22 protein-coding genes are annotated in these 20,291 nt (G+C 72.3%); 6 read left to right on the plus strand and 16 right to left on the minus strand.

Annotated features, from left to right (window positions below; genetic code table 11):
• Positions 1-23 precede the first annotated feature (23 nt).
• The gene (locus Q5530_RS28770) at positions 24-323 is read left to right on the plus strand and encodes a hypothetical protein (protein WP_415365938.1); all 300 of its coding nucleotides are present in this window, start codon (positions 24-26) and stop codon (positions 321-323) included.
• Between the two features lie 25 nt (positions 324-348).
• Here Q5530_RS28770 and murA read toward each other — a convergent pair whose 3' ends face one another.
• A complete protein-coding gene (gene murA / locus Q5530_RS28775) occupies positions 349-1,608 on the minus strand; it encodes a UDP-N-acetylglucosamine 1-carboxyvinyltransferase (RefSeq protein ID WP_415365939.1) in 1,260 nt (419 codons plus the stop codon).
• 103 nt (positions 1,609-1,711) lie between these two features.
• Between murA and Q5530_RS28780 the strand changes: the two genes are divergently transcribed.
• On the plus strand, positions 1,712-2,284 hold the full coding sequence (locus tag Q5530_RS28780) for a cob(I)yrinic acid a,c-diamide adenosyltransferase (RefSeq protein ID WP_415365940.1): 573 nt from the start codon (positions 1,712-1,714) through the stop codon (positions 2,282-2,284).
• A 51-nt stretch (positions 2,285-2,335) separates the two neighbouring features.
• Here the strand turns inward: Q5530_RS28780 and Q5530_RS28785 are convergent, their stop codons facing one another.
• On the minus strand, positions 2,336-2,767 hold the full coding sequence (locus tag Q5530_RS28785) for a DUF2550 domain-containing protein (protein ID WP_380640435.1): 432 nt from the start codon (positions 2,765-2,767) through the stop codon (positions 2,336-2,338).
• Between the two features lie 22 nt (positions 2,768-2,789).
• Positions 2,790-3,146 (minus strand): F0F1 ATP synthase subunit epsilon, encoded by a 357-nt coding sequence (locus tag Q5530_RS28790; RefSeq protein WP_415365983.1) that lies wholly within the window; start codon positions 3,144-3,146, stop codon positions 2,790-2,792.
• A 266-nt stretch (positions 3,147-3,412) separates the two neighbouring features.
• On the opposite strand from Q5530_RS28790, the gene Q5530_RS28795 reads away from it, so the two are divergent.
• Positions 3,413-4,162, plus strand: a complete 750-nt coding sequence (locus tag Q5530_RS28795) for an IclR family transcriptional regulator (RefSeq protein ID WP_415365941.1) — start codon at positions 3,413-3,415, stop codon at positions 4,160-4,162.
• A 198-nt stretch (positions 4,163-4,360) separates the two neighbouring features.
• Here the strand turns inward: Q5530_RS28795 and atpD are convergent, their stop codons facing one another.
• From atpD to Q5530_RS28850, 11 genes are all read right to left on the minus strand, one after another.
• The gene (gene atpD / locus Q5530_RS28800; RefSeq protein WP_415365942.1) at positions 4,361-5,794 is read right to left on the minus strand and encodes a F0F1 ATP synthase subunit beta; all 1,434 of its coding nucleotides are present in this window, start codon (positions 5,792-5,794) and stop codon (positions 4,361-4,363) included.
• 1 nt (position 5,795) lies between these two features.
• On the minus strand, positions 5,796-6,731 hold the full coding sequence (locus Q5530_RS28805) for a F0F1 ATP synthase subunit gamma (protein WP_415365943.1): 936 nt from the start codon (positions 6,729-6,731) through the stop codon (positions 5,796-5,798).
• A gap of 7 nt (positions 6,732-6,738) precedes the next feature.
• Entirely contained in the window at positions 6,739-8,385 is a 1,647-nt protein-coding gene (gene atpA / locus Q5530_RS28810; RefSeq protein WP_380640427.1) for a F0F1 ATP synthase subunit alpha, read from the minus strand.
• A gap of 59 nt (positions 8,386-8,444) precedes the next feature.
• Positions 8,445-9,272 (minus strand): F0F1 ATP synthase subunit delta, encoded by an 828-nt coding sequence (locus Q5530_RS28815; protein ID WP_415365944.1) that lies wholly within the window; start codon positions 9,270-9,272, stop codon positions 8,445-8,447.
• Positions 9,273-9,282: 10 nt separating this feature from the next.
• A complete protein-coding gene (locus Q5530_RS28820) occupies positions 9,283-9,828 on the minus strand; it encodes a F0F1 ATP synthase subunit B (protein ID WP_380640425.1) in 546 nt (181 codons plus the stop codon).
• Positions 9,829-9,865: 37 nt separating this feature from the next.
• A complete protein-coding gene (locus Q5530_RS28825; protein ID WP_380640423.1) occupies positions 9,866-10,120 on the minus strand; it encodes an ATP F0F1 synthase subunit C in 255 nt (84 codons plus the stop codon).
• A gap of 64 nt (positions 10,121-10,184) precedes the next feature.
• The gene (atpB, locus tag Q5530_RS28830) at positions 10,185-10,964 is read right to left on the minus strand and encodes a F0F1 ATP synthase subunit A (protein ID WP_380640421.1); all 780 of its coding nucleotides are present in this window, start codon (positions 10,962-10,964) and stop codon (positions 10,185-10,187) included.
• Positions 10,965-11,117: 153 nt separating this feature from the next.
• A complete protein-coding gene (locus Q5530_RS28835) occupies positions 11,118-11,576 on the minus strand; it encodes a hypothetical protein (protein WP_380640419.1) in 459 nt (152 codons plus the stop codon).
• A 66-nt stretch (positions 11,577-11,642) separates the two neighbouring features.
• Positions 11,643-12,803, minus strand: coding sequence for a glycosyltransferase family 4 protein (locus tag Q5530_RS28840; RefSeq protein WP_415365945.1), 1,161 nt, complete (start codon positions 12,801-12,803; stop codon positions 11,643-11,645).
• Positions 12,804-12,874: 71 nt separating this feature from the next.
• Positions 12,875-13,525: an L-threonylcarbamoyladenylate synthase gene (locus Q5530_RS28845; protein WP_380640415.1), complete on the minus strand. Its 651-nt coding sequence runs from the start codon at positions 13,523-13,525 to the stop codon at positions 12,875-12,877.
• Positions 13,526-13,568: 43 nt separating this feature from the next.
• Positions 13,569-14,204, minus strand: a complete 636-nt coding sequence (locus tag Q5530_RS28850) for a hypothetical protein (protein ID WP_415365947.1) — start codon at positions 14,202-14,204, stop codon at positions 13,569-13,571.
• A 65-nt stretch (positions 14,205-14,269) separates the two neighbouring features.
• On the opposite strand from Q5530_RS28850, the gene Q5530_RS28855 reads away from it, so the two are divergent.
• The 3 genes from Q5530_RS28855 to Q5530_RS28865 all read left to right on the plus strand — a co-directional run bounded on the left by Q5530_RS28855 (position 14,270) and on the right by Q5530_RS28865 (position 18,009).
• The gene (locus Q5530_RS28855; protein WP_415365948.1) at positions 14,270-14,959 is read left to right on the plus strand and encodes a hypothetical protein; all 690 of its coding nucleotides are present in this window, start codon (positions 14,270-14,272) and stop codon (positions 14,957-14,959) included.
• A 144-nt stretch (positions 14,960-15,103) separates the two neighbouring features.
• A complete protein-coding gene (locus Q5530_RS28860; RefSeq protein ID WP_415365949.1) occupies positions 15,104-16,354 on the plus strand; it encodes a VWA domain-containing protein in 1,251 nt (416 codons plus the stop codon).
• The gene (locus Q5530_RS28865) at positions 16,351-18,009 is read left to right on the plus strand and encodes a hypothetical protein (RefSeq protein WP_415365950.1); all 1,659 of its coding nucleotides are present in this window, start codon (positions 16,351-16,353) and stop codon (positions 18,007-18,009) included. Before Q5530_RS28860 ends, Q5530_RS28865 begins: the two co-directional genes overlap by 4 nt.
• A gap of 10 nt (positions 18,010-18,019) precedes the next feature.
• Here the strand turns inward: Q5530_RS28865 and prmC are convergent, their stop codons facing one another.
• The gene (gene prmC / locus Q5530_RS28870; RefSeq protein ID WP_415365951.1) at positions 18,020-18,880 is read right to left on the minus strand and encodes a peptide chain release factor N(5)-glutamine methyltransferase; all 861 of its coding nucleotides are present in this window, start codon (positions 18,878-18,880) and stop codon (positions 18,020-18,022) included.
• A 19-nt stretch (positions 18,881-18,899) separates the two neighbouring features.
• The gene (gene lpdA, locus Q5530_RS28875) at positions 18,900-20,285 is read right to left on the minus strand and encodes a dihydrolipoyl dehydrogenase (protein WP_415365952.1); all 1,386 of its coding nucleotides are present in this window, start codon (positions 20,283-20,285) and stop codon (positions 18,900-18,902) included.
• Between the last annotated feature and the right edge of the window lie 6 nt (positions 20,286-20,291).

Raw genomic sequence — 20,291 nt, forward strand, 5'->3', positions numbered from 1 at the left:
CACTGAATCGAAGTCGGAGGACCATGGCGGACGTGACCGCGCTCACGCTGACCCTGCTGCCGCTGTTCGTGCTGGCCGCGCTCGCCCTGGTGCTCTACTGGGCGTTCGGCAACGACCGCCGCGGGGTGCCCGACCACACCGGGAGCGACTTCGGGCTGCTGGTCGAGGTGGCCGCGGCACCCACGGCGGAGGCGGCGGACGTGCTGACCGCACGGCTGCGCCGGGCCGGGATCAAGGTGACCGCCGTCCGGCGCGGCGGGGTCCACCTGCTGCTGGTGTTCCCCGCCGACGCGCCGGACGCCAAACTCCTGCTGACGACCTGACGCGGACCGTCGGCCGTCGGGCCGGTCAGGCGCCGACCCGCTCCACCGTCGCGCCGAGCTTGCGCAGGTTCTCCACGAAGCCCGGGTAACCGCGCTCGATGTGGAAGATCTCGTACACCTCGGTCGCGCCGTCCGCGCACAGCCCCGCGAGCACCAGCCCCGCGCCCGCGCGGATGTCCGAGGCCCACACGGGCGCGCTGGACAGCCGCTCCACGCCCCGCACCACCGCGTGGTGGCCGTCGGTGCGCGCGTCCGCGCCCAGCCGCACCATCTCCTCGATGAACCGGAACCGCGCCTCGAACAGGTTCTCGGTGATCATCGACGTGCCCTCGGACACGGTGGACAGCGCGATCGCGAACGGCTGGAGGTCGGTGGCGAACCCCGGGTAGGGCAGCGTCACGAAGTCCACCGACCGGGGCCGGTCGTGCTGCACCACGCGGAACGCGCGGTCGCCGTCCAGGGTCACCTCGGCGCCCGCCGTGCGCAGCTTCTCCAGCACCAGGTCGAGGTGGTGCGGGTCCACGCCGCGCACGGTGATGTCGCCCTGGGTCATGACGGCGGCGAACGCCCAGGTCGCGCCGACGATGCGGTCACCGATCACCCGGTGCTCGGTCGGCCGCAGCGACTCCACCCCGTGCACGGTCAGCGTGGACGTGCCCGCGCCCTCGATCCTGGCGCCCATCTGCTGGAGCATCACGCAGATGTCCACGATCTCCGGCTCGCGGGCGGCGTTGTCGATGACCGTGGTGCCGTTGGCCAGCACCGCCGCCATCAGGATGTTCTCGGTGGCGCCGACGCTGGGGAAGTCGAGCCAGATCTGCGCGCCGTGCAGGTTCTCCGCCTCGGCCACCACGCAGCCGTGCTCGATCTCGCTGTGCGCGCCGAGCTTGCGCAGGCCGTTCTGGTGCATGTCCAGCGGGCGCGAGCCGATCGCGTCGCCGCCCGGCAGCGCCACCACGGCCCGCCGGCAGCGGCCCACCAGCGGGCCCAGCACGCAGACCGACGCGCGCAGCTTGCCCATCGCCTCGGAGTCGGCCCGGTGGTTGAGCTCCGCCGGCGTCGTGATGGTGGCGACGTCGCCGGACAGGTCGACCTCGCAGCCCAGGCTGCGCAGGACGTCCGCCATCAGCGGGACGTCCAGGATCTCCGGGCAGTTGGTGATCGTGGTGGTGCCCTCCGCCAGCAGCGCCGCCGCCATCAGCTTCAGCACGCTGTTCTTGGCGCCCACGACGTCGACCTCGCCGACCAGGCGCGCACCGCCCTGGACCCGGAAGTGCTCGCTCACGTAAGGAACTCCTCGCTCGTCGTGCCGCAATCCTACGGAGGTACTTGATCGAGCCCGTTCGCGGTGGCGGGTTCGGGCTCGCGCACGTGTCTAGAGTGCAACCATGGCCGTGCACCTGACGAAGATCTACACCCGCGTCGGCGACGACGGGACCACCGGGCTGGGCGACTTCTCCCGGGTGCCCAAGACCTCGCCGCGCATCGCCGCCTACGCGGACGTCGACGAGACCGGGGCCGTCCTGGGCGTCGCGCTGGCCCTGGGGAACCTCGCCCCCGACGTCACCGAGGTGGTGCGGCGGGTGCAGAACGACCTGTTCGACGTGGGCGCGGACCTGTCCACGCCGATCACGCCCGACCCGGAGCACCCGCCCCTGCGGGTCACCCAGGGCTACGTGGACCGGCTGGAGTCCTGGTGCGACGAGTTCAACGCCCGGCTGGGCAAGCTGGACTCGTTCATCCTCTCCGGCGGCACGCCCGGCGCCGCCCTGCTGCACCAGGCCCGCACCGTGTCCCGGCGCGCCGAGCGCGCCACGTGGACGCTGCTGGAGGCCGAGCCGGAGACCACGAGCCCGCTCGCGGCCAAGTACCTGAACCGGCTGTCGGACCTGCTGTTCATCCTGGCGCGGGTGGCCAACCCGGACGGCGACGTGCTCTGGCGGCCGGGCGGCGACGCCTGACCCCGCATGGGGTGCCGGCGGTCGGGCCGCAGCGCCCGGCCCCGGGAGGGGTCAGGAGGCCCAGGGGATCGAGCGGCCCGGGGGCGCGGACTCCAGCCAGGACAGGAACCCGGTCAGCGCGTCCGGACCCATCGCGATCTCGACCTCGCCCCGGGAGCCGCTGCACCGCAGCACCACCGCGCCCGCCGGCATGGCGTACGCCTCGGCGGGCGTGGGCTCGCGCCGGTCGTCGATCTCGAAGCCCTCGCGCGAGATCAGCACGTCCGGGCCGGAGCGCAGGCTCAGCGCGCGGAACCAGGTGAACTCGTCACCCCGGTAGTGGCCGACACCCAGGTGCCAACCCCGGCCGGAGGACTCCAGCCGGGACCTCAGCGCCACGTGCACGCCACCGGCGCGCAGAACGCGGACGCGGCGCCACACGACGTACGCGAGCACCACCACCGCGGCGAACAGGACCACCCCGACGACTTCGGCGATCCCCACGGCGTTCGTCCGCTCGTCCGCGTCAGGCCGTGTGCCCCGCGGCGCGGAGCCGCGCGTTCGCCCTGGCCTTCTCCGCGTCATCGCCGCTGGAGACGTTCGCCCGAGCCCGCTCGACGTCGATCTCGCCCGACAGCTCGGCGGTCTCGGCGAGGATGCTCACGCCCTCGCCGGTCACCGAGAGGAAGCCACCGTGGACGGCGGCCGTGACGACCTCGCCGTCGGTGGTGCGGACGCGGACCACGCCGCCCTCGACGAGCTGGCCCAGCACGGGCTCGTGGCCCGGCAGGATGCCGATCTCGCCGTCGAGCGTCTGGGCGACCACGGACGTGGCCGTGCCCGTCCACAGGCGGCGTTCCACGGCGACCAACTGGACGGTCATCTCGGCCACGCGCATCTCCCTCGTCGACTGGAGTCGAGGAGCAGTCTAAACGGTGGCCACCGGGCAGCGCCGCACCAGGCCGCATCACGTGTGCTCTACGTGAGGTACCACCCTCCCGGCGGTCGCTCCAACAGCGGTGATCCCGACCGCGACCTGCGGACCTGGTGCCCCACCGGCCCGGCGGGGCTCCGAGCGGCGGGCGGTAAGGTGAGACAGGTCACGGGCACCCGGTGAGGCCCTCCCCCGCCGGTGGGACACTGCACCGGGTGACGACGCCGAAGTCCGTGCTGGAACGGGCGTTCGCGCTGCTGGCGGTGTTCACCGCGGACCGGTCGGCGATGACGCTGTCGGAGCTCAGCCGCCGCTCCGGGCTGCCCCTGAGCACCACCCACCGGCTGGTGGCCGCGCTGGTGGAGCTGCGCGCCCTGACCCGCGACGCGAGGGGCCGCTACTCGGTCGGCCTGCGGCTGCTGGAGCTGGGCGCGCTGTCGCCGAGCAGCCTGGACCTGCGCGACCGGGCGCTGCCGTTCCTGGAGGACCTGTACGAGGTGACGCGGCACAACGTGCAGCTGGCCGTGCGGGACGGGCTGGACGCGGTCTACGTCGAGCGCATCTCGGCGCGGGACGCGGTGAACGTGGTGACGCGGGTGGGCAGCCGGATGCCGCTGCACTGCACGGGCGTCGGGCTGGTGCTGCTGGCCGCCGCGCCCGCGCGGGTGCAGGAGGAGGTGCTGGCGGGGCCGCTTCGGCGGTTCACGCCCAGGACGGTGGTGCGGCCGCGGGACCTGCGGGCGGCGCTGGCGCGGGTGCGCCGCGACGGTTACGCGATCAGCGACCGGCAGATCGAGATGATCACCTGCTCGGTGGCCGCGCCGGTGCGCGACGCGAACGGGGAGGTGGTGGCGGCGGTGTCCGTCGTGGTGCCCGCGAGCACGAGCCGGGACACCGTGGTGCCGGCGGTGCGGGCGTGCGGGCTGACGATCTCGCGCGTGCTGGGGTGGGGCGTGGAGCCCTGACGCCGGGCCCGGCACGGGTCAGCCCCGGCACGCGTCGGGCCTCGGCGCGCGCGGAGCCCGGCACGCCCTGGGCTCCGGCACGCGTGGAGCCCTGAGACCCGCGGAGCCCCGGCACCCGCCGAGCCCCGGCAACGCGTCAACCCCGAAAAGCCCGGGAGGGCCGCTCCCCAACGGGGAGCGGCCCTCCCGGGTCACGGCTCACTTGCCGGCGAGCTTCTTCGCGTTGGCCTCGACGTCGTCGAGCCCGCCGCAGGAGAAGAACGCCTGCTCCGGGTAGTGGTCGAACTCGCCCTTGCAGACGCGGTCGAACGCCTCGATCGTGTCCTTGATCGGCACGAACGAACCCGGCTGGCCGGTGAACTTCTCGGCCACGATGAAGTTCTGGCCCAGGAAGCGCTCCAGGCGACGGGCCCGACCGACGAGGACCTTGTCCTCCTCGGAGAGCTCGTCCATGCCCAGGATCGCGATGATGTCCTGGAGCTCCTTGTACTTCTGCAGGATCCGCTTGACCTCCTGCGCCACCCGGTAGTGCTCCTCGCCGACGATGGTCGGCTCCAGGATCCGGGAGGACGAGGACAGCGGGTCCACCGCCGGGTAGATGCCCTTCTGGGAGATCGGACGGGAGAGCTCCGTCGTCGCGTCCAGGTGGGCGAAGGTGGTGGCGGGCGCCGGGTCGGTGTAGTCGTCCGCGGGCACGTAGATCGCCTGCAGCGAGGTGATCGACTTGCCCCGGGTCGAGGTGATCCGCTCCTGGAGCTCGCCCATCTCGTCCGCCAGCGTCGGCTGGTAGCCCACGGCGGACGGCATCCGACCCAGCAGGGTCGACACCTCGGAGCCCGCCTGGGTGAAGCGGAAGATGTTGTCGATGAACAGCAGCACGTCCTGGCCCTGGACGTCGCGGAAGTACTCGGCCATGGTCAGCGCCGAGAGCGCGACGCGCATGCGCGTGCCGGGCGGCTCGTCCATCTGCCCGAACACCAGGGCGGTGTCGTTGAGGACGCCCATCTCCTCCATCTCCAGGAGGAGGTCGGTGCCCTCACGGGTGCGCTCGCCGACGCCGGCGAACACCGACGTGCCGGAGAACTCGCGGGCGATACGGGTGATCATCTCCTGGATGAGCACCGTCTTGCCCACGCCCGCGCCGCCGAACAGGCCGATCTTGCCGCCCTTGACGTACGGGGTCAGCAGGTCGATGACCTTGATGCCCGTTTCCAGGATCTCGGTCTTGCCCTCCAGCTGGTCGAAGGCCGGCGCCTTGCGGTGGATGCCCCACTGCTCGCCGTCGCGGCCAAGGCCCGGCTGGTCGAGGCAGTCGCCCAGGGCGTTGAACACGTGCCCCTTGACGACGTCGCCGACCGGCACGCTGATCGCGGCGCCGGTGTCGCTCACGGCAGCGCCGCGCACCAGGCCGTCGGTGGGCTGCATGGAGATGCAGCGGACCAGGTTGTCACCCAGGTGCTGGGCGACCTCCAGGGTCAGCGTCTTGGCCACCGCTTCGTAGGTGATCTCGGAGTGCAGGGCGTTGAACAGCTCCGGCACCGCGCCGCGCGGGAACTCCACGTCGACGACGGCACCGATGACCCGGACCACACGGCCGGTGCGGGTGGTGGTGGGAGTAGCAATTGCGGTCATGTCACTCGTCACTTCCTGCGCCACCGGTAAGCGCGGAGGCGCCACCGACGATCTCGCTGATCTCCTGGGTGATCTGGGCCTGACGGGCCGCGTTCGCCTGGCGGCTGAGCGTGCGGACCAGCTCGGTGGCGTTGTCCGTCGCCGCCTTCATCGCGGTCCGCCGCGCCGCCGACTCCGAGGCCGCCGCGTCCAGCAGCGCCGAGAAGAGCCGGGTCTTGACGTACTTCGGCAGCATCGCGCCCAGCAACGTCTCGGCACTCGGCTCGAACGAGTACACCGACTGGAGCTTCTGCGGCTCCGGGTCGTAGTCGACGACCATCGGCGCGATGCGCTTGGCCACCGGCTGCTGGCTCAGCATGGACTTGAACTCGGTGTAGACCACGTGCAGCTCGTCCACGCCCAGGACGCCGTCGGGCCCCGGGTCGTTGCCCTCGTCGTCACTGCCCGCGACGAACGCCTCGACCAGCGCGTCACCGGCCTCGGAGGCGTTGACGTACTGCGGGAGCTGGGAGAACCCGGTCCAGTCGCCCACGATCTCCCGCCGGCGGAACCGGTAGTAGCCCACGCCCTTGCGGCCGACGACGTAGAGCACGGGCTCCTTGCCCTCGGACCGCAGCAGCGAGAACAGCTCCTCGGCCGCCTTGAGCACGTTGGCGTTGTAGCCGCCGCACATGCCCTTGTCGCTGGTGATGACCAGCACGCCGGCCCGCTTGGGGTTCTTGCGCTCGGTCAGCAGCGGGTGGTCGAGGTTCGACGACGCCGTGGCCAGGGAGGAGAGCACACCCGTGATCTCCTGCGCGTAGGGCCGCGACGCCTCGACCCGTCCCTGGGCCTTGGCCAACCGCGACGTGGCGATGAGCTCGTACGCCTTGGTGATCTTCTTGGTCGAGTTGACCGTTCGGATCCGCTGGCGCAGCTCTCGGATCTGTGCCGCCATGCCTACGTCACTTCTCGGTCGGAGCCGGTCGGTTGACCTTCACCGACTCCTGCCCGACCTTGTCGGCGTCCATGGCGGTGGCCGGCGCGTCGTTGACCGCCGGGGTGCCGCCGGACGGGGTGAACTGCTGCTTGAACGACTCGACCGCGTTGACGATGCCCTTCTCGGCGTCGTCCGAGAGCACCTTGGACTCGCGGATGCCGGAGAGGATGGCCTCGTGGTTGCGGCGCACGTGCTCCAGGAACTCCGCCTCGAACCGGCGGATGTCGCCGACCGGGACCGAGTCGAGGTGGCCCTTGGTGCCGAGGTAGATCGAGACGACCTGCTCCTCGACCGGGACCGGCGCGTACTGGCCCTGCTTGAGCAGCTCGACCAGGCGGGCGCCGCGGTCCAGCTGGGCGCGCGAGGCGGCGTCCAGGTCGGACGCGAAGGCGGAGAACGCCTCCAGCTCGCGGAACTGCGACAGGTCGAGGCGCAGCGAGCCGGAGACCGTCTTCATCGCCTTGATCTGCGCGGCGCCACCCACGCGGGACACCGAGATGCCCACGTTGACGGCCGGGCGCACACCGGCGTTGAACAGGTCCGACTCCAGGAAGCACTGGCCGTCGGTGATCGAGATGACGTTGGTCGGGATGTACGCCGACACGTCGTTGGCCTTGGTCTCGATGATCGGCAGACCGGTCATCGAGCCGCCGCCCATGTCGTCGGACAGCTTCGCGCAGCGCTCCAGCAGGCGCGAGTGCAAGTAGAAGACGTCGCCCGGGTACGCCTCGCGGCCCGGCGGGCGGCGCAGCAGCAGCGAGATGGCGCGGTACGCCTCCGCCTGCTTGGTCAGGTCGTCGAAGATGATCAGGACGTGCTTGCCCTGGTACATCCAGTGCTGGCCGATGGCGGAACCGGTGTACGGGGCCAGCCACTTGAAGCCCGCGGAGTCCGACGCCGGGGCCGCGACGATGGTGGTGTACTCCAGCGCGCCCGCCTCCTCCAGCGCGGTCTTGACGCCCGCGATGGTGGAGCCCTTCTGGCCGATGGCGACGTAGACGCAGCGGACCTGCTGCTGCGGGTCGCCGCTCTGCCAGGCCTTCTTCTGGTTGATGATCGTGTCGATGCAGACCGCGGTCTTGCCGGTCTTGCGGTCGCCGATGACCAGCTGGCGCTGGCCGCGGCCGATGGGGGTCATCGAGTCGATGGCCTTGATGCCGGTCTGCATCGGCTCGCCCACCGGCTGGCGCTGGAGCACCGAGGCGGCCTGGAGCTCCAGGGCGCGGTTGTCGTCGGCGACGATGTCGCCGAGACCGTCGATCGGCTGACCGAGCGGGTTCACCACGCGACCCAGGAAGCCGTCGCCGACCGGCACGGAGAGCACCTGGCCGGTCCGCTTGACCTCCTGGCCCTCCTCGATCTTGTCGAAGTCACCCAGGATGACGGCGCCGATCTCGCGCACTTCCAGGTTCAGGGCGACACCGAGCACGCCGCCGGGGAACTCCAGCAGCTCGTTAATCATGGTGCCGGGCAGACCCTCGACGATGGCGATGCCGTCGTAGGTCTCCGCGACGACGCCGACCTCTTCCCGGCTGACTTCCGGGGAGTAGGTCGAGACGTACTTCTCGATCGCACTGCGGATCTCGTCCGACGAGATCGTCAGCTCCGCCATGTCGTTCCTGCTCTCACTTCGTTCTGGGAAAGGGGCTTGTGGGCCGCGGTTCCGGTCGGTCAGCCGGCGAGGTCGCGGCGCAGTGCCGCGAGCCGACCCGCCACGCTGCCGTCGATGACCTCGTCACCGATCTTGATCAGCAGGCCGCCGCGCAGGGCGGGGTCGACCTCCACGTGGAGGGCGATGGGTCGGGAGTAGATCCGGGTCAGCGTGGCTTCGAGGCGGTCACGCTGCGCCGCGTCCAGGTCAACAGCAGAACGGACGTGGGCGACGGATCGTTCCCGGCGCTTGGCCGCGAGCGCCGCGAGGTCGACCAGACCGGCGACGATGCCGCGCCCCCGGGGCTCCCGGACGAGCTGGTCCACCAGGGACCGGGTGGTGGCGTCGACCTTGCCCGCGATGAGCCCGTCGACCAGCGCCACCTTGCCCGCCGGCTCGGCCGCCGGGTCCGAGAGCGCCAGCTCCAGCTCGTGGTTGCCCGCGATGATGCGGCCGAACCGGAACAGCTCGTCCTCGACCGCGTCGAGCCGGCCGTCGCGCTCCGCCCGCACCAGCAGCGTGGTGCGGGCCAGGGACTCGACGCCGTCCACCAGCTCCCGCGGGCTGGACCAGCGGCTGGTCACGACCGTGGCCAGCACCTGGAGGGTCGGGTCGGTGACCTTCGCCCCGAGCAGGCCGCGGAGCAGCTGCTCGCGCCCCGCGGGCTCGGCGGCGTTGTCGGCCAGCGCGCGGCGCAGCGCGGGCTGGCCGGACAGCAGGCCGACGACCGCGAACAGCTCGTCGCCCAGCTCGCCCAGGGCCGCGCTGTTCTTCGTGGCGTCGACGACCTCCAGCAGCCGCAGTTCGGCGGCGGCCAGGGCGTCTCGGCTAGCGGCGTGCAGCGTCATCGGCGTTCCCTCACTTGACGGCCGGGGCCGACGTGCCGTCGAGGTCGGCCAGGAAGCGGTCGACGGTGCCCCGGCGGCGCACCTCGTCCTCCAGCGACTCGCCGACCACGCGGTCCGCGAGGTCGATGGCCAGCCTGCCCAGCTCGCCGCGCAGCTCCGCGACGATCTGCGCCCGCTGCGTCTCCAGCTGGGTCTGCCCCTGCGCGACGATCCGCGCCGATTCCTCCTGGGCCTTGACCCGCAGCTCGCTGATGATCTGCTCGCCCTCGATGCGGGCGTCGTCGCGGATGCGGGCCGCCTCGGCACGCGCCTCGGCCAGCTGAGCCCGGTAGTCCGCCAGCAGCTTCTGCGCCTCGACCTGCGCCTGCTCGGCCTTCTCGATGCCACCCTCGATCTTGGCGGCACGCTCCGCGTACAACGCCTCGAATCGCGGTGCCACGAACTTCTTCATGACGAAGAGCAGCAGCAGGAACGCGACCAGCCCGAGGATGATCTCGGACGTGTGCGGGATGACGGGGTTGATCTCGTCTCCCGCGGCCAGGATGAGGGTAGTCATCTAGGACCTCTTCTCCTCTGTAGCGGTGAGCGGAGGATCAGCCGGCGGCGAGGAAGTAGACGACGAAGCCGAGCAGCGCGAGGACCTCGACGATGGCGAAGGTGGTCCACGCCAGGCCCAGCAGCACACCGCGGGCCTCGGGCTGGCGGGCGGTGCCGCTGATGACCGAGGAGAAGATCAGGCCCACGCCGATGCCCGGACCGATTGCCGCGAGGCCGTAGCCGATGGCCGCGAGGCCGGCGTTGGTGACACCACTGGTGGCGGCTTCCTGGGCAAGAACGATAGCGCTCACTTGTGCTGTTCCCTTTCACTTCGGTCCGCGGAACACCCGCGGATCGGAGGCTTTGAGTGGTTTCTCAGTGCTCTTCGGCCAGCGCCGCGCCGATGTAGTTGGCGGACAGCAGCGCGAAGATGTACGCCTGGAGGACCATGATCAGCGCTTCCAGGAAGGTCAGCGCGATGGCGAAGGCGAAGGCGATCGGCGCGACCACCACGGTGACGCCGCCGGCGAAGAGGAGGTACTCACCCGCCAAGGTGAACACCAACAGGAGCAGGTGACCCGCGAACATGGCCGCGAACACTCGGATCGCGAGCGTGAGCGGGTTCAGGACGAACTTCTGGAAGAACTCGATCGGGATCAGCAGGATGAGCACGTACCACGGCGCGCCGGGCGGCATGGTCTGGTGCTTCAAGTAGCCGAGGAAACCGTGGCGGCGGAACCCGACGAAGTGGTAGACCGGGTAGACGACCAGGAGGGAGACGGCCAGCGGGAACCCGATGTGCGACATCGTGGGGAACTGGATCAGCGGAACGAGGCCGAAGAGGTTGTTCACCAGGATGAAGCTGAAGATCGTGAGGATCAGCGGCACGAAGGGCATGAAGTCCTTGGCGCCGATCTGCTCACGGGCGATCGAGTTGCGACCGAGGTCGTAGGCCGATTCCCCGAGGAACTGGAACTTGCCCGGGACGAGCTTGAGGTTGCGCGTGGCGGCGAGGAAGAACGCGCCGATGATCACGACCGACAGCACCAGCAGCACCATGGGCTTGGTGACGTCGCCGAAGATCGCCGGCGGGAAGAAGTCCTTCGTGCCGGGAGCGACGAACTCATCGCCCGCGGCCAGCACCGTCATGGTCACTGTGTTCCTTCCGGTTCTCCCGGCCGGCGTTCACTCCGCCGGGGGAATCGTCACGATCGGGACTTAACGTACCTTACGGACCGCAAGCGCCCGCGAGAGGCACCCCTCCTACCTGGGTGTCCCGTCTGCGCGCACCGTATACCAGCCGGTAGCTCAGGTGTTGCCGGGGGTGGGCACCACCATCTGACTGCGACTGCGCTTGGAAGCGCGCACCTCCATGAAGGTGGCCACCACGATGGTCGCGACCATGGTGAGCGCCAGCGCGTCGTCGTGCAGCACCGGGAACCGGCGCACGAGCAGCATGACCACCACCAGCAGGACCAGCTTGCCGAGGAAGCCGGCGAACGCGGCGATCATGATGAACTGGAGCGGCAGCGCGGCGGTCTTGCGCATCACGAGCAGCGTCGCGACCGACGACAGGCAGGCGAGCGCGCCGCCGATGAGGGAGCTGACCAGGCCGGGGACCCCCGCCAGCACGGTCCACACCACCGCCGCGACGGCGATCGTCCCGAGCGCCGCCCACAGGGCTCCGCGGAACATCTCGCCCGCGAGGCGCTGCACGACCTTCTCGTGCGTCCACTCCGTGGTGGTCGCAGTGTCGTCCTGGCTCATGTCACCCCTTCCCACCGGTCGGGACCGAGTGTAAAAGGCGGGTGATCCTCACCCCACGATCGGGGGTCAGGAACGGCGCACTTCCCGAAGTCTGGGCACCAGCGAGACCAGCAGCGCGAGGAGCAGGGCGATCGCCAGGCACCAGACCACGACCACCACGTCGAACAGGGTGAGCGCCACCGCGCCGAACGCCAGCACGCCCGCCCACAGGTAGATCAGCAGCACGGCGCGGCGCTGGGAGTGGCCGATCTCCAGCAGCCGGTGGTGCAGGTGCATCTTGTCCGCCGAGAACGGGCTCTCGCCGCGCCGGGTGCGCCGCACGATGGCCATCAGCAGGTCCAGCATCGGCACGAACAGCACCGCGGCGACCACGACCAGCGGCGAGAGCAGGCCGAGCACGTCGGTGGCGCGCACCGACTCGTAGTTGATCTTGCCCGAGGCCGAGATGGTGGCCGCCGACAGCATCAGGCCGATCAGCATCGACCCGGAGTCGCCCATGAAGATGCGCGCCGGGTTGAAGTTGTGCGGCAGGAAGCCCAGGCACGCGCCGGCGAGCGTGGCGGCGATCAGCGCGGGCGGGTACGCGCCCACGTCGCCGCCGTTGTTGCCCAGCAGGCCGATGGAGAACACGCAGGTGGCGGCGGCGGCGATGAGGCCGATGCCGGCCGCCAGCCCGTCCAGGCCGTCCACGAAGTTCATCGCGTTGATCATGGTCACGGCCAGCAGCACGCTCAGGATCGCGCCCTGGTTCTGGTCCAGCGACAGCAGCGAGCCGGTGCCCTCGCCGTCGTCGCCCCACGGCACCCAGAACAGCAGCCACTGGAGCCCGAAGAGCACCAGGATGCCCGCCGAGGTGACCTGACCGGCGAGTTTCGTCAGGGAGTCGAGCTCGAACCGGTCGTCGAGCACGCCCACCAGGACGATCACGCCGCCGCCCACGATGACCGCGTACGGGTCGTTGGAGAAGTCGAAGGCCGACCGCAGCACCGGCAGCTGGTGCGCCAGCAACATGCCGCCGAGCACGCCGCCGTACATGGCCAGCCCGCCCATCCGGGGCATGGGCTTGACGTGCACGTCGCGCGTCCGGGGATGGGCGACCGCGCCGATCCGGTACGCCAGCGCGCGGACCAGCCCCACGAGCAGGAAGGTCACGACGGCGGCGGTCAACGCGACGAGCAGGTACTCCCGGACGGGGAGGACGTTGGACACGGCAGGCAACTGGCCCACGGCAGACTAGCCCCTCGGGGACTGGGTGTCGGGCGGAGTGGGCACCACGCTACTCCGATCGGGAAGATCCACTAGCGGGCGACCTCGACTTCCGCGCCCAGCACCTCGGACACCTCGGCCAGCGGGACCGCGCCCTCGCGCAGCACCACCGGGTCGGGGCCGGTCAGGTCGACGATGGTGGAGGCGACGTTCTCGGTCGCCGGGCCGCCGTCGAGGTAGACCCCGACGTCCTCGCCGAGCTGGTCCCACGCCTCCTGCGCGGTGCCCGCGGGCGGGAAGCCGGACTTGTTGGCGCTGGACACGGCCATCGGGCCGACGTCGCGCAGCAGCTCCAGGGCCACCGGGTGCAGCGGCATCCGCAGCATCACCGTGCCGCGGGTGTGCCCGAGGTCCCAGGACAGCGAGGGCGCGTGCTGGAGGACCAGCGACAGGCCGCCGGGCCAGAACGCCTCGATCAGCGCGCGGGCCTGCCGGGGCACGCTCAGCACCAAGCCGTCGACGGTGGTCCACGAACCGACCAGGACCGGCACCGGCATGTCCGGGCCCCGTCCCTTGGCCTCCAGCAGGTAGCGGACGGCGGTCGCGTCGAACGCGTCGCAGCCGATGCCGTACACGGTGTCGGTGGGGAGGACCACGAGGCGCCCGGAGCGCACCGCGCCCGCGGCGGCGGAGAGACCCGCGGCGCGGTCGTCCTGGACGCTGCAGTCGTAGATCGTGCTCACCCGGACGATCCAAGCACAGCGCGGGGAAGCGCTGCGGCGGAGGTCACGGAGCGGGCCGGCGGGCGTCCGCGGCCCACCGCCGCCTGCGGTGCGCCAGCACCCACCCGAACACGAGCGCGGCGCCCACGCCGACGCCGCCCGCGGTCACCGCCGGGTCGCCGACCGCGGCGCCCACGAAGGGCAGCACCAGCACCGCCAGCGCCACGACCGCCGCGCCGAGGACGGAGTCCGGGGCGACCCAGCGCCACCGCTCGGCGTGCTCCAGCCGGTCGAGCAGGTCCGCGGCGAACGCGGCCAGGTCGGGGTGCGGGCGCAGGTCGAGGACCTCCCGCGCGAGCGCGCGGCAGGCGTCGAGCTGCCCGCGGTCGGTGATCACCAGCGCGCCGTCCTCGGCCACGTCGCGCACCTCGGTGCTGCGGGCGGCCAGGGCGATGGCCAGGTGGTCGCGCAGCACCGGCGTCGGGCCGGTGTGGCGCAGCTCGCGGCGCACCCGCTCCACCGCCGTCGCCGCCCGGCCCGGCACGAACGCGTCGGCGAGCGCGGCCCGGGAGCGGGCGGCGGCGTCGTCGGCGGGGTCGGTGGGGCGCGCGGCGAGCGCGGCGAGGCGTTCGCGCAGCTCCTCGTGCTCACCGGGCACCCGTTCGCCGGGCGCCCGTTCGATCGGGCCGTTGACGGGCACCGCCGACCCTCCGGTTTACTGCTGCGGACTGGGACCACCAGGTTATCCGCAGGGGGAGGACCACCATGGCGAGGCGTTCCGGAGGCGCCCGCGCCGGCCGCCTCGGCGCGCTCCCGCTGGCCTTCGCGATCACCGCCGCGTACGTCGTGGTGGGCGGCGCCGCCGGCGTGCTGGCCCTGCGCGCGGGCACGTCCGCGGCCGGGCCGCCGGCGGCCGCCCCGGCGAGCACGACACCGCGGTTACCGGTCATCACCACGGCGCCACCGGCCGCTCCCCCGTCGTCCGAGCCCGCGCCGTCGTCCGGGCCCACCACGAGCACCACCCCCGCCCCGCCGCCGGGCTTCCGGCGCGTGGAGGCCCCCGGCGGCCTGGTCACGGTCGTGCCGTCGGACTGGGCGGTCGCGCCGGGCACGGTGGCCACGACCCTGGTCGCCACGGACCCGGGCGGGCGGCGGGAGGCCCGGTTCGGCGGCGCGCCGGTCACCGACCCCGGCCGGACGCTGCTGGAGCGCATCACCGCGGCGGCCGAGGAGCGGGGGCGGGAACCCGGCCACGAGCGGCTGGCGCTGGCGGAGACCTCGATCCGGGGTTTCCCGGCCGTGCGGTGGGAGTTCGCGGAGCCCGCCGGGCGGACCGCGGTCGCGTACTGGGAGACCGGCGGGGTCGAGTACGTGGTCTACGCGTCCGGGCCGCCGGAGTCGTGGCCGGACACGCAGGCGCTGCTGACCGCGATGGTCGACGCGGCCCGTCCCTGACGCGCATTCCCCCCGAACGCACCACCGCCGGGCCGCAATCGTGCGGACGGGTTCGCCGCTGTCAGGTCGATCATGGTGGGTACCGAGGGGTGAGGTGGTGCGCGGGGCCGGGACCCGGCCCCGCGCACCGAGGGGGCAAGGCGCATGGGACAGCCGGAGGACGGCGACCGGCACGACGGCGACCGGCACGACGGCGACCGGCACGACGGCGACCGGCACAACACGGTGACGGCGACGACCGTCGAGACGGTCGTGCAGGCGGGCACCATCCGCGGCGGGGTCACCGGGCGGCTCTACCGCTTCACCGTCGAGATGCCGCCGGTGGTGCGCCGGACCGTGGTCGCGGCGCTGGTGGCGACCCTGTTCGCGGGCGGCGCGCACGCCGTGGTCACCCTGGTGCTGCCGCAGTTCGCGCCGATCTACAAGACGGAGTTCCTGGTCGACCTGTCCGGCGCGGGCGCCGCCCCGGAGGACTTCGCGGCGAGCGTCGAGTCCCTGGGCAAGGCGCTGGGCAACTCCGGCGACGACGACGCCGTCGCGCTGCGCGGGTTCGGCGGGGAGTGCGGCGCGGAGGGCAACACGACGCAGCTGGTCGACTTCGGCAAGGACAACCGCGACGAGATCGGGAACGCGGTGCGCGCGGCGTCGCCGTCCGGGCGGGCGACGCTGCTGCGCGGGGTGGTGGAGGCCACCGCCGACTTCTCGGAGCCGTTCTCGCAGGACGCCAAGCAGGTCAACCGCATCATCGTGGTGACCCGCAACGGCGTGGACGCCTGCGACGACGACCGGGGCTTCGTCGAGGAGGAGATGCGGGACCGGGTCGCCGCCGCCGGGCTGGCGATCGAGTTCCGGTTCGTGGGCTACCAGCTCGACGACGACCACCGGGACAACCTGGCGAGGCTGGCCACCGGTGCGGACGCCCCGGAGCCGCTGCTGCCCGACTCCCCCGACGAGCTGCGCGCCGCGCTGGAGTGGGTGACCAACGTCGAGCCGGTCCTGCGGTCCGCGCGCCAGGTCATCGACGTCTTCGACCCCACCGTGGCCGACCTGAACGAGGCGGTCCGGGCGATCGTGGACGGCCGCCTGGACGTCGCCGACCGCACGATCGACGACGTCGCCCCGATCACCGCCGACGCCGAGTTCGAGAACCTGCGCAGCCGGGCGCGAACACCCGCCGCGGTGGACCTGCACGCGAAGACCGTCCAGCTGCGCGACCGGCAGGGGCGCGTGATCGAGGCGGCGCGGCAGCTGCTCGACGCGGCGCGGTCCGGCACACCCTTCGGCGAGCGCTTCGAGGCGTTCCAGCGGGCGGCGGAGGACTACAACGCCCAGGTGGACGCGGTCAACGAGGTCCTCGCCGCGCTGCGCGCCACGAGCCCGGGGGTGACGCGGTGAGGCGGAAGCTGGTCGTCGGCGCGGTGGTGGTGGTCGTGCTGGCGACGTGCCTGGTCACCTACCTGGTGTCGGTGCCGGAGTACCGGACCACTCTGCTGGTGGATGCTTCCGCGCCGGGTGCGGGGTTCGCCTCGGTGGCCGAGGCGGTGGAGGCGGTCGCGCACAACGCCGGCAGCGGGGACGTCCTGGCGCTGCGGCGGTTCGGTGGGGAGTGCGGGGCGGCGGACAACACCGGCGAGGTGGCCGACGAGGCAGCCGAGGTGCCGGGTGCGGTGCGGGGCCTGACGCCCTCGGGGCGGGCGACGCTGCTCAGCGGGATCCTCGCGGCGATCGACGACTTCTCCGGGGTCTACCCGTTGCGCGGTTCGCGGCGCAACCGGATCGTCGTGGTGTCGAGCACCGGGGTGGACGCCTGCACGTCGGACCAGGCCGAGGTGTCGCGGGCGATCCGCGACCGGGTGGCCGCCGCCGGGCTGGAGCTGGACATCCGCGTCGTCGGCCACCGGGTGCCCCAGGGGCAGCGGGAACCGCTGGAGCGGCTGGCGGGCGAGCAGGCCGTGCAGGCGGTGGCCTTCACCGAGGACGCCGCCGAGCTGACCGAGCAGCTGGACAAGCTGATCGTGCCCGACTCCCCCGACGCCGCCCGTATCAGCGTCACCGCGCCACCGGAGCCACCCGCCTACGCGTTCGTGACGCAGACCCGGTTGGGCGTGGCCCGGGGGGAGCGCGTGATCGCGGAGGTGGCCGGGGAGTTCACCTCGTCCGACCCGGAGTTCACCGCGGACCGCCGGTTCGCCTTCGCCACCTCGGCCGCGGGTGTCGCCGTGGTCGACGTGGCGGCGGGCAGCGGCCGCGTGGTGGCCTGCGGTGACTGCGGGTCCGCCGTGCCGGTGGGCGGCAGCCGCATCGCCTGGACCGGGCCGGCGCGCGACCTGGTCGTCCTCGACCTGGGCGAGCCCGGCGCCGAGCCCGCCGCGGTGCTGGCGCTGCCCGAACGGCGGGTGGAGGACCCCCGGTTCGACCCCCTGGTCCTCCCGCCCAAGGCGGTGGCCGGCGGCGAGGGGGTCGTGCTCGTCGCCTCACCCGACCAGCCGTCGGTCTACGGCGGCCCCGACCTCCTCTACCTGGTCGACCTCGACGGACCGGTGCGCGACCTGGGGGTGACCGACGCCAACATCGGCCTCGGCACCGGCACCGCCGTCCTCGCGCCCGACGGCCGGACCGTCGCGTACGCGGGGACCTGGCACGGCGGGGCCTGCCAGGAGGCGACGTCGGTGATCGAGGTGGACGCCGCGACCGGCGCGCCCCGGACCAGTCCCGTGGGCGAGCTGCCCGAGGGCGGCGGCTCGATCACCCGGGACCTCTGGTACGACCGAGGGGGCAGGCTGAACGCGGTCTACGCCGACTGGGCGTGCACGGCGTCCGGCGGCAACTCGACCCCGCGCCTGCCCGCGAGCCACTGGCGGTTGGAGGGCGGCCGGTGGGTGCTGGTGGACCCGGGTCCCCTGCTGGCCTCGCGCCCGGTCGGGGACGACGCGCGCGTGGTGGTCGCCGGGCTCGACGAGTACCTGCGGGTCGGGACGCTCTACGTGGAGACCGGCGGCCGGCGGACCGAGGTGGCCGCCGGGGTGATCGCGATCGCGGTGGCGGACTGAGCCCCGGTCCTCACACCCGGCGGGCGGTGGCGAAGCGGGGCCGGCCGGCCAGGTCGACGTGGTCGGCCACGTCGGTGAGCACGCGCCGGGCGGCGAGCAGCGCGGGCACGGACCCGCCCTGCGTGTCGTCGTGCTCGATCACCACGTGCCCGCCCGGCCGCAGCAGGCGCGCGGCGGCGGTGACCACGTGCCGGATCACGGCCAGCCCGTCCGGGCCGCCGAACACGGCCTGGTGCGGGTCGTGCTCGGCCACCTCCGGGGGCACCTCGGTGCTCTCCGGCACGTAGGGCGGGTTGCACAGCACCAGGTCCACCCGGCCGTTGAGGTCGGCCAGCAGGCCGGGGTCGGTGACGTCGCCCGAGTGCAGGGTGATCGGGGTGTCGCCGGCGTCGGCGCGGGTGTCGGCGTTGCGGCGCGCCCAGGCCAGCGCGGTGACGTCGCGCTCGACCGCGTGCACGCGGGCCGCCGGCAGGTGGTGCGCCGCGGCCAGCGCCAGCGCGCCGGAACCGGTGCACAGGTCGACCACGAGCGGGTCCTTCCCCTCCAGCGCGGCCAGCGCCCAGGCGAGCAGCAGCTCGGTCTCCGGGCGCGGGATGAACACGCCGGGGCCGACGTCGAGGTCGACGCCCCCGAGGTGGGCCCAGCCGGTGATGTGCTGGAGCGGGATGCGCTCCACCCGCCGCAGCACGACCTTGTGCAGGGCGTCCACCACCGGCGGGTCGACCAGCGGGATCAGCGGCAGCCGCGAGCGCTCGACGCCGAGCACGTGCGCGGCGAGCAGCTCGGCGTCGGCCCGGGGGCTGTCGACACCCGCGGCGGCCAGCATGCGCTCGGCTTCGAGGATGGCCAGTCGCAGCGGGTGTCGGGTCATGCGCGCAAGGGTAGGGCTCTCAGAAGTTGATCATGTGTCCGGCCAGGCCGTGCACGGCCTCCTTGACGGCCTCGCTGAGCGTGGGGTGCGCGTGCACGTTGCGGGCGACCTCGTGCACGGTCAGGTCCCACTGCTGCGCCAGGGTCAGCTCGGGCAGCAGCTCGGTCACGTCCGGGCCGATCATGTGCCCGCCCAGCAGCTCGCCGTACTTGGCGTCGCTGATGAGCTTGACGAAACCGGTGGAGTCGCCCAGGCCGTGCGCCTTGCCGTTGGCGGTGAAGGGGAACTTCGCCACCTGGACGTCGAAGCCCTTCTCGCGGGCCTGCGCCTCGGTGTAGCCGAACGAGGCGATCTGCGGCTGGCAGTAGGTCGCCCGCGGGATCATCACGAAGTCCAGCTCCACGGTCTCCGCGCCGGCGATGGTCTCGGCGGCGATGATGCCCATGGCCTCGGCGGTGTGGGCGAGCATCAGCTTCGCCGTCACGTCCCCGATCGCGTAGATGTTCGACACGTTCGTGCGTCCCCGGCCGTCCACCGCGATGGCGCCGCGCTCGGTCAGCTCGACCCCGGTGTGCTCCAGGCCGTAGCCCTCGACGCGCGGCTGGAAGCCGATGGCCTGCATGACCTTGTCGGCCTCCAGGACCTCCTCCCGACCGTCCTTGGACACGGTCACGCGCACCTTGTCGCCGCTGTCGTCGATGGACTCGACCCGGGTGGAGGTGCGCACCTCGATGCCCAGCCGCTTGTAGCGCTTGGCCAGCTCGGTGGAGACCTCGACGTCCTCCAGCGGCACCATCCGGTCGAGGAACTCCACGATCGTGACCTTGACGCCGTAGTTGTGGAGCACGTAGGCGAACTCCACGCCGATGGCGCCGGCGCCGGCGATGACGATGCTGCCGGGCAGCTCCCTGGTCAGGATCTGCTCCTCGTAGGTCACCACCCGGTCGGACAGCTCCGTGCCCGGCAGGAGGCGGGTGGTCGCGCCGGCGGCGATGATCGCGTGATCGAACGTGACCGTGTCGTCACCCACCCGGACGGTGTTCGCGTCGACGAAGGTCGCCCAACCGTTGATCTCGGTGATGCCGTTCTTCTTCATCAGGAAGTGCACGCCCTTGACGCGCCCGTCCGCGACCTTGCGGCTGCGGTCGAACGCCGCGCCGAAGTCGAACTTCACCGAGCCGTCGACCTGGATGCCGTAGGTCTTCTGCTCGTGGGTGAAGATGTGGGCCAGCTCGGCGTTGCGCAGGAGGGCCTTCGACGGGATGCAGCCCACGTTGAGGCAGACCCCGCCCCAGTAACGCTCCTCGATGACAGCGGTCTTCAGGCCCAGCTGGGCCGCGCGGATCGCGGCGACGTACCCGCCTGGCCCCGCACCGAGGACCACGACGTCGAAGTGTGCGCTCATGGCCCC

The organism is Saccharothrix sp. BKS2, from assembly GCF_047689505.1.
Lineage (GTDB): Bacteria > Actinomycetota > Actinomycetes > Mycobacteriales > Pseudonocardiaceae > Actinosynnema > Actinosynnema lopnurensis.

Bases quoted from the DNA above. Each gene is read 5' to 3' on its own strand.
- atpA (WP_380640427.1), bottom strand. From the start codon at position 8,385: ATGGCGGAGCTGACGATCTCGTCGGACGAGATCCGCAGTGCGATCGAG.
- Q5530_RS28805 (WP_415365943.1), bottom strand. From the start codon at position 6,731: ATGGCGGCACAGATCCGAGAGCTGCGCCAGCGGATCCGAACGGTCAAC.
- lpdA (WP_415365952.1), bottom strand. From the start codon at position 20,285: ATGAGCGCACACTTCGACGTCGTGGTCCTCGGTGCGGGGCCAGGCGGG.
- prmC (WP_415365951.1), bottom strand. From the start codon at position 18,880: ATGACCCGACACCCGCTGCGACTGGCCATCCTCGAAGCCGAGCGCATG.
- Q5530_RS28860 (WP_415365949.1), top strand. From the start codon at position 15,104: ATGGGACAGCCGGAGGACGGCGACCGGCACGACGGCGACCGGCACGAC.
- Q5530_RS28820 (WP_380640425.1), bottom strand. From the start codon at position 9,828: ATGACTACCCTCATCCTGGCCGCGGGAGACGAGATCAACCCCGTCATC.
- Q5530_RS28770 (WP_415365938.1), top strand. From the start codon at position 24: ATGGCGGACGTGACCGCGCTCACGCTGACCCTGCTGCCGCTGTTCGTG.
- Q5530_RS28835 (WP_380640419.1), bottom strand. From the start codon at position 11,576: ATGAGCCAGGACGACACTGCGACCACCACGGAGTGGACGCACGAGAAG.
- Q5530_RS28790 (WP_415365983.1), bottom strand. From the start codon at position 3,146: ATGACCGTCCAGTTGGTCGCCGTGGAACGCCGCCTGTGGACGGGCACG.
- Q5530_RS28855 (WP_415365948.1), top strand. From the start codon at position 14,270: ATGGCGAGGCGTTCCGGAGGCGCCCGCGCCGGCCGCCTCGGCGCGCTC.
- Q5530_RS28815 (WP_415365944.1), bottom strand. From the start codon at position 9,272: ATGACGCTGCACGCCGCTAGCCGAGACGCCCTGGCCGCCGCCGAACTG.
- Q5530_RS28780 (WP_415365940.1), top strand. From the start codon at position 1,712: ATGGCCGTGCACCTGACGAAGATCTACACCCGCGTCGGCGACGACGGG.
- atpD (WP_415365942.1), bottom strand. From the start codon at position 5,794: ATGACCGCAATTGCTACTCCCACCACCACCCGCACCGGCCGTGTGGTC.